11 protein-coding genes are annotated in these 15,317 nt (G+C 52.1%); 10 read left to right on the top strand and 1 reads right to left on the bottom strand.

The window, feature by feature from the left end:
- Nucleotides 1-96 precede the first annotated feature (96 nt).
- From dnaK to ABNT34_RS16215, 3 genes are all read left to right on the top strand, one after another.
- Complete coding sequence (gene dnaK, locus ABNT34_RS16225; protein WP_348733466.1) at nt 97-1,998, top strand: molecular chaperone DnaK; 1,902 nt, start codon at nt 97-99, stop codon at nt 1,996-1,998.
- A gap of 111 nt (nt 1,999-2,109) precedes the next feature.
- Complete coding sequence (gene dnaJ / locus ABNT34_RS16220) at nt 2,110-3,252, top strand: molecular chaperone DnaJ (protein WP_348733464.1); 1,143 nt, start codon at nt 2,110-2,112, stop codon at nt 3,250-3,252.
- 89 nt (nt 3,253-3,341) lie between these two features.
- Nucleotides 3,342-4,148, top strand: a complete 807-nt coding sequence (locus ABNT34_RS16215; protein WP_348733462.1) for a M48 family metallopeptidase — start codon at nt 3,342-3,344, stop codon at nt 4,146-4,148.
- A 66-nt stretch (nt 4,149-4,214) separates the two neighbouring features.
- On the opposite strand, the gene ABNT34_RS16210 is transcribed toward ABNT34_RS16215, so the two are convergent.
- A complete protein-coding gene (locus ABNT34_RS16210) occupies nt 4,215-5,525 on the bottom strand; it encodes a Na+/H+ antiporter NhaC family protein (protein WP_348733460.1) in 1,311 nt (436 codons plus the stop codon).
- A gap of 267 nt (nt 5,526-5,792) precedes the next feature.
- On the opposite strand from ABNT34_RS16210, the gene ABNT34_RS16205 reads away from it, so the two are divergent.
- The 7 genes from ABNT34_RS16205 to greA all read left to right on the top strand — a co-directional run bounded on the left by ABNT34_RS16205 (nt 5,793) and on the right by greA (nt 15,211).
- The gene (locus ABNT34_RS16205; RefSeq protein ID WP_348733458.1) at nt 5,793-6,947 is read left to right on the top strand and encodes an iron-containing alcohol dehydrogenase; all 1,155 of its coding nucleotides are present in this window, start codon (nt 5,793-5,795) and stop codon (nt 6,945-6,947) included.
- Between the two features lie 144 nt (nt 6,948-7,091).
- Nucleotides 7,092-7,958 carry an NTP transferase domain-containing protein gene (locus ABNT34_RS16200; RefSeq protein WP_348733456.1) on the top strand — a complete coding sequence of 289 codons (867 nt, stop codon included), beginning with the start codon at nt 7,092-7,094 and terminating at the stop codon, nt 7,956-7,958.
- A 62-nt stretch (nt 7,959-8,020) separates the two neighbouring features.
- Nucleotides 8,021-9,106, top strand: a complete 1,086-nt coding sequence (locus tag ABNT34_RS16195; RefSeq protein ID WP_348733454.1) for an aminoglycoside phosphotransferase family protein — start codon at nt 8,021-8,023, stop codon at nt 9,104-9,106.
- Between the two features lie 254 nt (nt 9,107-9,360).
- On the top strand, nt 9,361-10,170 hold the full coding sequence (dapB, locus tag ABNT34_RS16190) for a 4-hydroxy-tetrahydrodipicolinate reductase (RefSeq protein ID WP_348733452.1): 810 nt from the start codon (nt 9,361-9,363) through the stop codon (nt 10,168-10,170).
- A 197-nt stretch (nt 10,171-10,367) separates the two neighbouring features.
- Complete coding sequence (gene carA / locus ABNT34_RS16185; protein WP_348733450.1) at nt 10,368-11,498, top strand: glutamine-hydrolyzing carbamoyl-phosphate synthase small subunit; 1,131 nt, start codon at nt 10,368-10,370, stop codon at nt 11,496-11,498.
- Nucleotides 11,499-11,516: 18 nt separating this feature from the next.
- Nucleotides 11,517-14,738: a carbamoyl-phosphate synthase large subunit gene (gene carB / locus ABNT34_RS16180; protein ID WP_348733448.1), complete on the top strand. Its 3,222-nt coding sequence runs from the start codon at nt 11,517-11,519 to the stop codon at nt 14,736-14,738.
- The gene (greA, locus tag ABNT34_RS16175) at nt 14,735-15,211 is read left to right on the top strand and encodes a transcription elongation factor GreA (protein ID WP_348733447.1); all 477 of its coding nucleotides are present in this window, start codon (nt 14,735-14,737) and stop codon (nt 15,209-15,211) included. The genes carB and greA overlap by 4 nt, the downstream gene beginning before the upstream one ends.
- The last annotated feature ends 106 nt before the right edge of the window (nt 15,212-15,317 follow it).

Below are 15,317 nucleotides of genomic sequence, written 5' to 3'. Positions count from 1 at the left end.
AAATTTTTGTTGGAATAACCTTGAATCGATCAGGGGTAAACCCCATTAACCGGTCAACACAATGAAATTGTTCCAAATTATAGAGCGGAGTAAATTATGGGCAGAATTATTGGTATTGACTTAGGTACAACAAACAGCTGTGTGGCAATCCTGGACGGCGACCAGCCTCGCGTCATTGAAAACGCTGAAGGCACGCGCACCACGCCATCTATTATTGCTTATGCCGAAGATGGTGAAGTTCTGGTCGGTCAGCCGGCAAAACGTCAGGCTGTCACCAACCCAAAAAATACTTTGTTTGCGATTAAACGTCTGATCGGTCGTCGTTTTGAAGACGCCGAAGTACAACGTGATATCAAAATCATGCCTTATCAAATCACCCGTGCCGACAATGGTGACGCCTGGGTTGAAGTCAAAGGCAAAAAATTAGCCGCACCGCAAATTTCTGCGGAAGTGCTGAAAAAGATGAAGAAAACTGCCGAAGATTATCTGGGCGAGCCAGTAACTGAAGCGGTTATCACAGTGCCAGCTTATTTCAACGACGCGCAGCGTCAGGCAACGAAAGACGCCGGCCGTATCGCGGGTCTGGAAGTGAAACGTATCATCAACGAGCCAACTGCTGCGGCGCTGGCTTATGGCATGGACAAGAAAAAAGGCGACACCAAAATTGCGGTGTATGACTTAGGTGGCGGTACTTTTGATATCTCGATCATCGAAATCGACGATGTCGATGGTGAGCAAACCTTCGAAGTGCTGTCGACCAATGGTGACACCCACTTAGGTGGTGAAGATTTCGACTCACGTATGATCAACTACCTGGTTGACGAGTTCAAAAAAGAACAGGGTATTGACCTGCGGAACGACCCGCTGGCGATGCAACGTCTGAAAGAATCAGCAGAAAAAGCCAAAATCGAGCTGTCTTCTGCCTCTCAGACTGAAGTGAATCTGCCTTACATCACTGCTGATGCCACAGGTCCAAAACACCTGAACATCAAAGTGACACGCGCCAAACTGGAAGCGCTGGTAGAAGACCTGATCAGCCGCACTATCGAGCCGTTAAAACAGGCGCTGAAAGATGCGGATTTGTCAGTCGGTGACATCGACGACATCATTCTGGTCGGCGGTCAGACCCGGATGCCAAAAGTACAGGAAGCGGTGACAGCGTTCTTTGGCAAAGAGCCACGCAAAGACGTCAACCCGGATGAAGCTGTTGCTGTTGGCGCGGCGATTCAGGGCGCGGTGCTGTCTGGTGACGTGACTGACGTGTTACTGCTGGACGTGACCCCACTGTCTCTGGGTATTGAGACTATGGGTAGCGTGATGACAGCGCTGATTGAGAAAAACACGACAATTCCGACCAAGAAGTCGCAAACTTTCTCAACGGCTGAAGACAACCAGTCTGCCGTCACCATTCACGTGCTGCAGGGTGAGCGTAAACAGGCTTCAGCTAACAAGTCGCTGGGTCAGTTTAACTTAGAAGGTATTCGTCCGGGCCGCCGTGGCGAGCCACAAATCGAAGTGACTTTTGACCTGGACGCCGATGGTATTCTGCATGTGTCAGCGAAAGACAAAGACACAGGTAAAGAGCAGAAGATCACGATCAAGTCGTCTTCAGGTCTGACTGACGATGAAATCCAGCGCATGGTTCGCGACGCCGAACTGAACGCGGAAGAAGACAAGAAGTTTGAAGAGCTGGTGCAAACCCGTAACCAGGCCGACGCGCTGGTGCACGCCACCCGCAAACAGGTGGAAGAAGCGGGTGCGAACCTGGCAACTAACGACAAACAAGAGATTGAAGCCGCTATCAGCGCGCTGGAAAGCGTGATCAAAGGTAGTGATAAAGCTGAAATCGAAGCCAAAACTCAGGCGCTGGTACAGGCTGCACAAAAACTGCAGGCTGCTGCCCAGCAACATAATCCGGGCGCAGAGGCAGGCAATGCCAAAAACGCCAACGACGACGTGGTTGATGCTGAGTTTGAAGAAGTCAAAGACAACAAGTAAGCGTTGTCTTGGTAAGACCAAAGCATTAAGCTGCGGTCTTCTGAACAGTAAAAGCGACCGCCCCGGCGGTCGCTTGTTTATCCGCTGACCCTGAACAGTTGAAGCAGCATTATGTCAAAGCGTGATTATTACGAAGTGTTGGGCGTCAGCAAAGGCGCCGACGAAAAAGAGATTAAAAAGGCTTATAAGCGCCTGGCGATGAAATATCACCCTGATCGTACGCAGGGCGATAAAGCCATGGAAGAGAAATTCAAAGAAGTTCAGGAAGCCTATGAGATCCTGAACGACGACCAGAAACGTGCCGCTTATGACCAATATGGTCATGCCGGTGTCGATCCAAACCGTGGCGCCGGTGGTTTTGGCGGCGGCGGTGCTGATTTTGGTGACATTTTTGGCGATGTGTTTGGCGACATCTTCGGCGGCGGCCGCCGTGGTGGCGGTGGTGGGCAGCGGGCGCAGCGCGGCTCTGACCTACGCTACAACCTCGAACTGAGTCTGGAAGAGGCGGTTAAAGGCAAAGAGCTGGAGATCAAAGTTCCGACGCTGGTGTCTTGTGATACCTGTGACGGTTCAGGCGCGAAAAAAGGCACTTCAGCTAAGACTTGTGGTACCTGTCAGGGCCACGGTCAGGTTACGATGCGGCAAGGCTTTTTTGCCGTACAGCAAACCTGTCCGACCTGTAACGGCCGCGGCAAAATAATCCCGGAACCATGTCCGAAGTGTCATGGCGAAGGTCGCGTCGAAAAGACCAAGATGCTGAAAGTGAAGATCCCGGCTGGCGTCGACACCGGCGATCGTATCCGGTTGACCGGCGAAGGCGAGGCGGGTATGCATGGCGCACCGGCAGGTGACTTGTATGTGCAGGTGCATGTCAAAGATCACCCTATTTTTGTCCGCGATGGCAATAATCTGGCCTGCGAAGTGCCGATCAGCTTCTCGATTGCGGCGCTGGGTGGTGAAATCGATGTGCCGACGCTGGATGGTCGTGTCAAACTGAAGATCCCGGCCGAAACCCAGACCGACAAAATGTTCCGTCTGCGCGGTAAAGGTGTGCAGTCGGTGCGCGGTGGTGGTGTCGGTGATTTAGTCTGTAAAGTAGTGGTCGAAACACCGGTCAATTTGTCGGAAAAACAAAAAGACCTGCTGCGTCAGCTCGATGAAAGTTGGGCCGGTGACAGCGAAGCCATGCACAGACCGAAATCCAAAGGTTTCTTCGATGGTGTGAAGAAATTCTTTGATGATTTAACCGGTTAACTGCCAGCTCGAAAATCACCGCCAGCCTCGCTGGCGGTGTTGTTTTGCCAGGCTGCAATTTTGAAGTTTTTTTACGAACAGGATTTCTGATGAAAAAACCAACCATGCTCTGGACCGCGGTGTTACTCGCGCTAGGTTTAACCGCTTGTGCCGAGTCTCCGACCGGCCGGCCGCAACTGATGTTATTTGATCAAACCCAGGTCAATAAAATGGGCATTCAGACTTTTGAAGATCTGAAAGCTAAAACGCCGGTCAGTAAAGACAAAAAAACCAATCAGTACGTGCAGTGCGTAGCGAAGCAGGTACTGAGTGTGACGCCTGCCAAGTATCAGCAAAACCCATGGGAAATCGTGGTATTTGAAAGCGATCAGGTCAATGCCTTTGCGCTGCCCGGTGGCAAAATCGGCGTGTATACCGGTCTGCTGCTGGTCGCTGAGAACCAGCATCAGCTGGCGGCCGTCATCGGCCATGAAATCGCCCACGTGATGTCCGGTCATTCCAATGAGCGTTTATCCAGCAACCAGGCGGTGCAGGCCACTTTAGGTGTCGCCGACGTGGCACTCAGCGCGATGGATACCCGGTTTAAAACTGAATTGTCGACCGCTTTTGGTTTAGGTGCTCAAGTTGGGGTGATTTTACCCTTTAGCCGGGTGCATGAATCAGAAGCCGACTTAATTGGCCTGGAGCTGATGGCCAAAGCCGGTTTTAAGCCGGAAGAGTCAGTGAAGCTTTGGCAAAACATGGCCAAACAAGGCAGCGGTGGCACACCACAGATTTTATCCAGCCACCCGGTGCCGGAAAATCGCATCAAAGCGCTGCAAAAGAATATGCCCAAAGCGGATGCTGAATACCAGCAGCGTAAAGCCAGTGGCGGTTTACCAGCCTGTAATAAATAAGTCCTGGTGTTCAGGCAAAAAAATCCCGCAGTTGCGGGATTTTTTATTTTGCGCGCGATGACTCTCTTAGTGGCCGCGTGCCGGCCGCAGCAAAATAACGCCTAGTGCAACCACCAGTAAAATAAGACAGTAATAACTTTGCGTCACCACATCCCAGGGTGACAAGCTGAAGCTGGCGCCTAATAACAGCGCCTGCGCGCCATAAGGCACCAGGCCCTGGCTGATACAGGAGAAGATATCCAGCAGGCTGGCGCTGCGTTTGGGGGTGATGTCGTGATGCTGTGCCAAATCGCGGCTGACGTCGGCAGCCAGCACTATCGCCACTGTATTGTTGGCGATACACAGGTTACTGATAAATACCAGCGCAGCAATCGCAAGCTGCTGGGCTTTGTTGCCAGCCAGCCGCAGCTGTTTTGCCAGGCCATCGATTAAACCCGCGATCCAGGCGAGGCCACCCTGAGCTTTCACAAATTCGCCCAAAGCACCGACAAACATCGACAACAGGAAAATCTCCTGCATGCTGCCAAAGCCTTTAAAAATATCTTTGCCAAGGTTCGCCACGGCATAATCAGCAAAAAACACGCCTTGCAGCGCTGCCAGAACTATGCCGAGTAATAACACGGCAAAGACATTCATGCCGGCGATCGCCAGAATCAAAATCGCCGCATAAGGCAACACGCCACTCCAGCTAAAAGCTTTGGCTTCAATCACCTGATCTGTTGTCGCGAGGCCAGCAAACAACAGTACAGTCAAGACCGCGGCAGGCGTAGCAATCTTCAGGTTTTCGCGGAATTTATCTTTCATTTCCGCACCTTGAGTGCGGGTCGCGGCAATAGTCGTATCCGAGATAATGGATAAATTATCGCCAAACATGGCGCCACTCAATAATGCGCCCGCCATCAATGCCGGTTCTATTTGCGCTTGTTGTGAAAGGCCTACTGCAATGGGCGCCAAAGCACCGATAGTGCCCATTGAGGTGCCCATGGCGGTGGCGACTACTGCAGAAATGACAAATAAACCGGGTAAAATCAGACTGGCCGGCACCAGACTTAAACCGGCATTGACCACAGCGTCCACACCGCCAGTCGCCTGGGCGACGGTGGCAAAAGCCCCAGCCAGCAAATAGATGATACACATGGTGATGATATTGCTGTTGCCGGCACCTTTAACCAGTAAATCCACCGATTCGGTTAATGGTGCGCGGTGTAACCAGACAGCCAGCACTAAGGCTGGCAGTATCGCCACGGGACCCGGCAGCTGATAAAACGCATAAGCCACGCCCTGACTTTGCAGGTAGAGGCCAGTGCCTAAAAATAACGAAACAAACAGCAACAACGGCAATAAAGACCGTTTGGCGCCGACGGCAGATCCGGACATGCTAAACCTCGGTATCAAATGCCGGTGCCAATCTGACACCGGAGCAAGCTTGGTTAATTTAATTACTTTTATGTTTTTAATAATTTTGCGGAATATAAGGACGTCCAGAAGGCCTGTCAATATGAATTAGGACTTGCTTATAACGATGTTTTACCGCAATTTGCCGCAAATGCCGAATTTTTTCCCTTGAAATACGCCACAACGCGACCATATCTACCTGAGCGATCTAAAGTTTTCCACTTTGTCTCACCATTGCCGGAGCCCGTTATGCTGAATTTTACCTTCCAGAATCCGACCCGTATTGTGTTTGGCGAAGGCCAAATCAACCAACTGCGCCAGCTGGTCCCTGCCGGTGCCCGGGTGTTGCTGACTTACGGCGGCGGCTCGATCAAACACAATGGCGTGTATGACCAGGTGAAAACGGCGCTGAAGGATTTCACGGTATTTGAATTTGGCGGTATTGAGCCGAACCCAAGCTACGAAACCCTGAGCAAAGCGGTGGCGCTGGTGCATGCCGAACAGATTGATTTCCTGCTGGCGGTTGGTGGTGGCAGTGTGGTCGACGGCACAAAATATATCGCTGCGGCGGCGCGTTACGATGGTGAAGGCTGGGACATTCTGAGTAAACAGGTCAAGTTAAAAGCAGCAGTGGCTTTAGGTTGTGTGCTGACGTTGCCGGCCACAGGCTCTGAGAGTAATGGTTTTGCCGTCATCACCAAACAGGCGACTCAGCAGAAATTATCTTTTGGCAGCCCGCTGGTCTATCCGCAATTTGCCGTATTGGACCCGACTGTGACTTATTCATTGCCGGCCAAACAGCTGGCGAACGGTGTGGTCGATGCTTATATCCACGTGATGGAACAATATCTGACTTATCCGGTCGGCGCAGCGGTGCAGGATCGCTTCGCTGAAGGTTTATTACTGACGTTACTTGAGTTTGGCCCTAAAGCGATTGCGAATCCGCAGGATTACAACATCCGCGCCAATCTGATGTGGACTGCGACAATGGCGCTAAATGGCCTGATTGGTGTTGGTGTGCCGCAGGACTGGTCAACCCATATGATTGGCCATCAGCTGACCGCTTTATACGGTCTGGATCATGCCCAGACGCTGGCGATAGTGCTGCCAGCCGTGATGCAGCAACAGCGCGAGCAAAAACGCGAAAAGTTATTACAGTACGGCCGCCGCGTATTTAACCTGCAGCATCAGGACGAAGAGCGGCTGATTGATGAAACCATTAGTCATACCCGGGCATTCTTCGAGCAGATGGGTGTACCGACCCGGCTGGCCGACTACGGCATCAATGCGGATGCCAAAGCGGCTGTTGTGGCCAAGCTGACCGAGTTAAAGGCCGAACGTCTGGGCGAGCACGGTGATATTACGCCTGAAGTGGTCGCGCACATTCTGCAGCGCGCTTTGTAACAGGCGCTTTGCTGGCGGAGTCTGAATAGCTGACGGCCTCTGATCAGCTGACGAGGCAATCAGAACTGTGGTACATTGTTGTTAAAGTGTTAATAAGCGCCGGCTCAGCCGGCGCTGTTTTATTCAGGCAGGAGGCAAGCGGGAATGACTGCTGCGGTTTCATTATTAGTGCTGGCTGGGGGCATGGGCAGTCGTTTTGGCGGTGATAAACAGCTGGCGACTGTTGGTAATACCGGCCGGCCGCTGTTGTATTTCAGCGTGATGGACGCTTATCGCGCCGGTGTCCGCCATTTGGTGCTGGTGATCCGGCAGAATTTACAGACGTTATTTACCGAACAGGTGTTACCCACTTTACCGGCTGATTTGAAAGTTGAGTTCGTTGTGCAGCAACTCGACGACATCCCTGCAGATTGTGTTTTGCCAACTATGGTCAGAACCAAACCCTGGGGCACCGCACATGCGGTCTGGGCGGCGCGCCAGCAGCTGACGCAGCCTTTTATTGTCATTAACGCCGATGATTATTACGGCGGCGACGCGATGTTTAAGTTAGTGCAGCATTTTTCTGCGCCGGCCAGCAGCTGGGCCATGGTGGCTTATCCGCTGGCACTTACTTTGTCGGAGCATGGCGGCGTCAACCGCGGTTGTTGTCAGGTTGAAGCAGGGCGTTTGCTGAAGGTAACCGAGTGGACTGAGATACAGGCCGACCACGATGGCGCACTCAGCGGGCTGGACGGGCAGGGCTTTCGCCGGCCATTGTCCGGTCAACAACTGGTGTCGATGAATATCTGGGGTTTTACCCCAAACCTGCTGGCGCGGCTCGAAACACAGTTGCAGCAGTTTTTTCAGGCCGGTCCCGGCGAAAAAGCTGAATCCTATTTGCCTGTTGCGGTGGACCAGGCGCTGCAACAAGGTCAGCAGCTTTGTGTCATGGTCTCAACAGAAGCCTGGCGCGGGATCACTTATCCGGCCGATTTGGCTGCGCTCGGCAGTTTTTTTGACAATAAAATCTAATCAAGCACAATAGGCGGCTTGCTCAAAGCATGCGTGGGCCGTCCGTCAATCAGGTAAGTTCTATGTCAGTTGAATCAGCCGCAGCTGCGGTGTCGTCGTTATTACCAGCCGATGTGCTGGCGGCTTATCAGTTTTCGCCGGATGCCTCTGTCCGGTTATTTGGTAATGGCCATATCAATCGGACTTATCTGATTGAAAATGCACAACAAAGACTCATTTTGCAGCAAATCAATACGCAAATTTTCCCGTCGCCGCAGCAACTGGTCGACAATGCGCTGCGAATTGAACAACATCTGGAACAAAAGCAGGCGCAAGGTCAATATCCATTGCAGATCCTGCGCCAGCAGCCACGCCAGGACGGTTGTTATTTAAGTGGTGAGCAAGCAGATTTACGCGCCTTGGCCTTTATTGATGGTGGCCGCAGCATTGAAGTGGTTGACACTGCCGAGCAGGCATTTGCCGCTGCGCTGACTTTTGGTCAGTTTGCCGCGGCACTGGCCGACTTTCCGGCCGACGAGCTGCATACGGTGATCCCGGATTTTCACAATCTGGCATTTCGCTTTCAACAGCTCGAAGACGCCGCCGCGCAAAATAAAGCCGGCCGGCTTGCTGGCTGTCAGGATTTGCTGAATTATTGCCTGTCGCAGCGCACACTGGTGACAGAACTCGAAGCTGTATGTGCTGAGCTGCCGCGACGGGTTTGCCACAACGATACCAAAATCAACAACATGCTGTATTCGGACACGCAGGGCCGTGGTATTGCTGCTATCGATTTGGATACCTGCATGCCTGGCTATTGGCTGTTTGATTTTGGCGATATGGTACGCACCTGCTGCTCGCCGGAGCCGGAAGATTCGTTAAATCCGGCGGCGGTGCGTATCCGACCGGAAATTTTTACTGCCCTGGCGCAAGGCTATCTGCAAGGGCTCGCTGGCATTATCACACCGGCCGAGCGGCAAAGTCTGTGGCTTGGCGCCAAAGTGATGTGTCTGATGATCGGCATCCGCTTTTTGGCTGACCATTTAAACGGCGATTGTTATTTCGCCGTGCACAGGCCAAATCACAATTTACAGCGCGCTGAAAACCAGCTGCGTTTGTATCTGGATCTATTGGCACAACAAGATCAATTGCAGCCATTGCTGAAATAAATTGCGCTTTTGGCGAATTCGTTACAACTAAACAGACACAGGCACCGACTGAGTGAATGTTGTTGTCTGACTTGCGCACCCTTCGGGGTGCGTTTTTTTTGAAAATGACAGAAGTCGTAGTTAAAGCGTCTGCGCAGCTTTTACAGAACAAGGCAGCAAATTTGATTAGAGCCGCCGGCAATTTTTTGCTTTAATAAGCCACTTTTTTAAATATGGCGGTCTGGACTGCCATTTTGGCGATACAGGAACTAGACATGACTTCAATTGGCATCTTTGGCGCCAATGGCCGCATGGGCCGCGCTTTAGTGACAGTGGCAAAAGAGCAACAATTAAACCTAACCGCCGCGACAGTGCGTGCTGGTTCTGAGCTCATCGGTACTGATGCCGGCGAACTGGCGGGCTGCGGCAAATTAAAGCTGGCGCTGACACAAACCAGCCTCGCAGCGGTGGAAAAAGCCGATGTCTGGGTTGATTTCACCATGCCGGAAGCGATGCTGGCCCACCTGAAACTGGCGGTGGCGGCGAAAAAGGCCATGGTGATTGGCGTGACTGGTCTGACGGACGCACAGTACGCTGAAGTACAAGCGGCAAGCCGGCAAATTCCGATTGTCTGGGCACCGAATATGAGTGTGGGCGTCAATCTACTGCTGCATCTGGTGCAAACCGCCGCAAGAGTGATGGGGCAGAGTGCTGATATTGAAATCATTGAAGCCCACCATCGTTTTAAAAAGGATGCACCGAGCGGCACCGCCTTAGCCATTGGTAATAGTATTGCCAAAGCCATTGGCCGGGATTTAAAAGACTGCGCTGTGTATGGCCGTGAAGGCATCACCGGCGAACGTGATCAACAGACGATTGGCTTTGCTACAGTACGCGGCGGTGACATCATTGGCGATCATACCGCACTTTTTGCGGACCTGGGTGAACGGCTGGAAATCACTCACAAAGCATCCAGCCGCAACACTTTTGCCCAAGGTGCGCTGCGTGCGGCCTTGTGGTTGAAAAATCAACAGGTTGGACTTTATTCTATGCAACAAGTGTTGGGTTTGGCTGACTTAACATAGATTTTTGGCTTTTTTAGAGCAAATTTGTGATAAAGCCGTTATTTTCGCAAAAATCCAAAAAATAGTTAGACCAAAGAGCGCAAATGGCCTAGAATAAGCAGGTTTGCCTAGGCAGAACTGAGTACACAATTTCTGGGTCAAAACGGGTGGTAAAACAGCAGCATTTTACGCCCGTTTTTTGCTGTTTGGAGGTTATCTTGACTAAGTCCGCCCTGCTCGTACTGGAAGACGGCACCGTATTTCGTGGTACAGCCATTGGCGCTGAAGGTGTGTCGGTTGGTGAAGTGGTATTTAATACTTCAATGACCGGGTATCAGGAGATCCTGACCGACCCTTCGTATGCAGAACAAATGGTCACTTTGACCTATCCCCACATTGGTAATACCGGAACCAATGATGAAGACGAGGAATCCGGCAGAGTCTGGGCCAAGGGCCTGATTATTCGTGACCTTCCACTCCTCGCTTCTAATTTCCGCAATCAACGTTCCCTTAGTCAATACCTCAAAGATCACAACGTCCTCGGCATCGCCGACATCGATACCCGCAAACTGACGCGGATCCTGCGGGAGAAAGGCGCGCAGAATGGCTGTCTGATGGCTGGTGATATCGATGAAGCCAAAGCACTGGAACTGGCACGTAGCTTCCCTGGTTTGTCCGGCATGGATCTGGCCAAAGAAGTGACGGTCAAAGCGCTGTACAGCTTCAGTGAAGGCAGCTGGGCACTGGGCGAAGGCCACCGTGCTGCACCTGAGTCGGTATTTCACGTCGTTGCCTACGATTTTGGTGTGAAACGCAATATTCTACGTATGTTGGTTGACCGCGGCTGCCGTTTGACTGTGGTACCGGCGCAAACTTCTGCTGCAGAAGTGTTAGCGCTGAACCCGGATGGTATCTTTCTGTCCAACGGCCCTGGCGACCCGGCACCTTGTACTTATGCCATTGAAGCTATTAAAACTTTCCTCGAAACCGACATTCCGGTATTCGGGATCTGTCTGGGTCACCAGCTGCTGGCGCTTGCCAGTGGAGCAAAAACCCTGAAGATGAAGTTTGGCCACCATGGTGGTAACCACCCGGTGCAAAACCTCGACAGCAAAAAAGTACTGATCACAGCGCAAAACCACGGCTTTGCCGTTGATGAAGCGACGCTGCCGGCCACTTTACGCGCCACGCACAAGTCACTGTTTGATGGTTCGTTGCAGGGCATTCACCGCACGGACAAAGCGGCATTCAGCTTTCAGGGCCACCCGGAAGCGAGCCCAGGCCCGCATGAAGCCAGCGAACTGTTTGACCACTTCATCACACTGATGCAACAGCGTAACGCCAAATAAGCCAGGATTGACAGAGCTATGCCAAAACGTACCGACCTTAAAAGTATTTTAATCCTGGGCGCAGGCCCAATCGTTATCGGTCAGGCCTGTGAGTTTGACTATTCAGGTGCTCAGGCCTGTAAAGCGCTGAAGGAAGAGGGTTACCGGGTCATTCTGGTCAACTCAAACCCGGCGACTATCATGACCGACCCGGAAATGGCCGATGCAACGTACATCGAGCCTATCCATTGGCAAGTGGTAGAAAAAATCATCGAGAAAGAGCGGCCATGTGCGGTGTTACCAACCATGGGTGGGCAGACGGCGCTGAACTGTGCGCTGGATCTGGAACGTCATGGTGTGCTGACGAAATATAACGTCGAGATGATTGGTGCTACTGCTGACGCTATCGACAAAGCCGAAGACCGTGGTCGTTTTGACAAAGCGATGCGCTCGATTGGTTTGTCATGCCCACGCGCAGGTTTTGCTCACTCGATGGAAGAAGCTTACCAGGTGCTGGAAACCATTGGTTTTCCATGCATTATCCGTCCGTCTTTTACGATGGGCGGCTCAGGTGGCGGTATCGCCTACAACCGCGAAGAATTCGACGAAATTTGTGCCCGTGGTCTCGATTTATCTCCGACCAAAGAGCTGCTGATCGACGAATCACTGATCGGCTGGAAAGAATACGAGATGGAAGTGGTGCGGGATAAAAACGACAACTGCATCATTGTCTGTTCAATTGAAAACTTCGACCCGATGGGCGTGCACACCGGTGACTCCATCACTGTGGCACCAGCTCAGACCCTGACTGACAAAGAATATCAAATCATGCGCAACGCCTCTCTGGCAGTGCTGCGTGAAATCGGCGTAGAAACCGGTGGTTCAAACGTGCAGTTTGGTATCAATCCGGTTGATGGCCGCATGGTGATCATCGAGATGAACCCGCGGGTGTCGCGTTCATCTGCGCTGGCATCGAAAGCAACCGGTTTCCCTATCGCCAAAGTCGCGGCCAAGCTGGCGATTGGTTATACGCTGGACGAGCTGGCGAATGACATTACCGGTGGTCGTACGCCTGCGTCATTCGAGCCGAGTATCGATTATGTTGTGACCAAAGTGCCACGCTTTAACTTCGAGAAATTTGCCGGTGCTAACGACCGTCTGACGACGCAGATGAAATCGGTCGGTGAAGTAATGGCGATTGGCCGTAACCAGCAGGAGTCGCTGCAAAAAGCGTTACGTGGCCTCGAAATCGGCGTCTGTGGTCTGGACCCGATTATTGATATTCATGCGCCGGAAGCCAAAGAGAAAATCACCCGCGAACTGCGTGAGCCTGGCTCACACCGTATTTGGTACATCGCCGATGCGTTCCGCTTTGGCATGAGCATGGATGAAATCTTTAAGCTGACCAATATCGACCCCTGGTTCCTGGTACAGCTGGAAGATTTAGTCAAAGAAGAAGCAGCTATCAAAGCGGCTGGCTTCGCCGGTCTGGATCAGGCCCGCCTGACAGTACTGAAACGCAAAGGTTTTGCCGACAAACGTATCGCTGACATTCTGGGCGTGGCTGAAGCCGAAGTGCGGAAAAAACGCCATGGTTTTGGTCTGCACCCGGTCTACAAACGCGTGGATACCTGTGCGGCAGAATTCGCGTCCGACACCGCTTATATGTACAGCACTTACGATGAAGAGTGTGAAGCGGCGCCAAGCAACCGCGACAAAATCATGATCATCGGTGGTGGCCCGAACCGCATCGGTCAGGGTATCGAGTTTGACTATTGCTGTGTACACGCGGCCTTAGCGCTGCGCGAAGACGGTTATGAGACCATCATGGTGAACTGTAACCCGGAAACAGTATCGACCGATTACGACACTTCAGATCGCCTGTACTTTGAGCCGATCACACTGGAAGACGTGCTGGAAATCGTGAAAAAAGAACAGCCTAAAGGCGTGATCGTGCAATACGGTGGCCAGACGCCACTGAAACTGGCACGTGCTTTAGAAGCTAATGGCGTGCCAATTATCGGAACATCGCCAGATGCGATTGACCGCGCCGAAGACCGCGAACGTTTCCAGCAGGCGGTAGAACGTCTGGGTCTGAAACAGCCGAAAAACGCCACTGTGACCAGCATGGAAGAGGCGCTGACCAAAGCGCCGGATATCGGTTATCCGATGGTAGTACGCCCATCTTATGTACTGGGTGGCCGCGCCATGGAAATCGTTTATGACGACATCGACTTACGTCGTTATATGACCGAAGCCGTGTCAGTGTCTAACGATTCACCGGTGTTGCTGGACCGTTTCCTGGACGATGCGATTGAAGTGGATATCGATGCCATCTGTGACGGCAAAGAAGTTGTCATCGGCGGCATCATGGAACACATCGAACAAGCTGGTGTGCACTCAGGCGACTCGGCCTGTTCATTGCCACCGCACAGCCTGAATCAGCAAATTCAGGACGTGATGCGTGACCAGGTGCGTAAACTGGCACTGGAATTAGGCGTTGTTGGTCTGATGAATACCCAGTTCGCGGTCAAAGACGGCGAAGTGTATCTGATTGAAGTGAACCCGCGTGCCGCGCGCACGGTGCCATTTGTGTCTAAAGCAACCGGCGTTGCCGTTGCCAAAGTCGGCGCCCGTTGCATGGCCGGCCGTTCACTGCAGGAACAAGGCGTGACTAAAGAGATCATCCCACCGTATTTCTCAGTGAAAGAAGTGGTGATCCCGTTTAACAAGTTCCCGGGTGTTGACCCTATCCTTGGCCCTGAAATGCGCTCAACCGGCGAAGTGATGGGCGTGGGTGAAACCTTCGCCGAAGCTTTTGCCAAGAGTGAGCTGGGGGCTGGGACACTGATCCCAACCGGTGGCCGTGCTTTACTTTCGGTCCGTGATAGCGATAAAGTGCGCGTCGTTGAACTGGCAAAAACCATGGTTAGCCTCGGTTTTGAACTGGATGCCACCGGCGGTACCGCGAAAGCGTTGCAGGCCGCCGGTATTCCATGCCGCGAAGTCAGCAAAGTATTTGAAGGCCGCCCGCACATTCTGGATCGGATCAAAAACGGTGAGTACAGTTATATCGTCAACACCACTGAAGGCCGTCAGGCGATTGAAGATTCCAAAGTGTTACGTCGTGGCGCCCTGCAACATAAAGCCAATTACACCACGACCCTGAACGCCGCATTCGCGACCTGTAAAGCCAACGCCGCCAATGCGTTTGGTACAGTGAATTCGGTGCAGGAGTTACATAAGAGAGTTAACGGATGAGTCAAATCCCGATGACAGTTCAGGGCGCGCAGCGACTGCGTGACGAACTGCATGAACTGAAAACAGTGAAGCGGCCGGCGATTATCGAAGCCATTGCCGAAGCGCGTGAGCATGGTGATCTGAAAGAAAATGCGGAATACCATGCCGCCCGTGAAGCGCAAGGCTTTTGCGAAGGCCGTATTCAGGATATCGAAGGCAAACTGTCGAACGCGCAGATCATCGATATCAGTAAGCTGAACAACAATGGCAAAGTGATTTTTGGCTCGACGGTAACCATTCTGAATCTGGATTCAGAGGAAGAAGTCACTTACAAAATCGTTGGTGATGACGAAGCAGATATTAAAAACAATCTGATTTCGGTGAATTCGCCAATTGCCCGCGGCCTGATTGGTAAAAGCCAGGACGATGTGGTGAATATCACTACGCCTTCTGGAGTGGTTGAGTTTGAAATCACTGATGTGCAGTACGTCTGAATAAGACTTTAGTCTTGAAATGACATGAAAAAGCGGCTTCGGCCGCTTTTGTTGTTTCTATCGGACCTGACTATGGTTTAATAACAGTGGTCAGGTGTTGTAACTG

It is taken from the genome of Rheinheimera texasensis, assembly GCF_964031785.1.
Taxonomy (GTDB): Bacteria; Pseudomonadota; Gammaproteobacteria; order Enterobacterales; family Alteromonadaceae; genus Pararheinheimera; species Pararheinheimera texasensis_A.
Note: the sequence above shows the minus strand (reverse complement) of the source record. Positions and strands in the feature narration are given on the sequence as shown.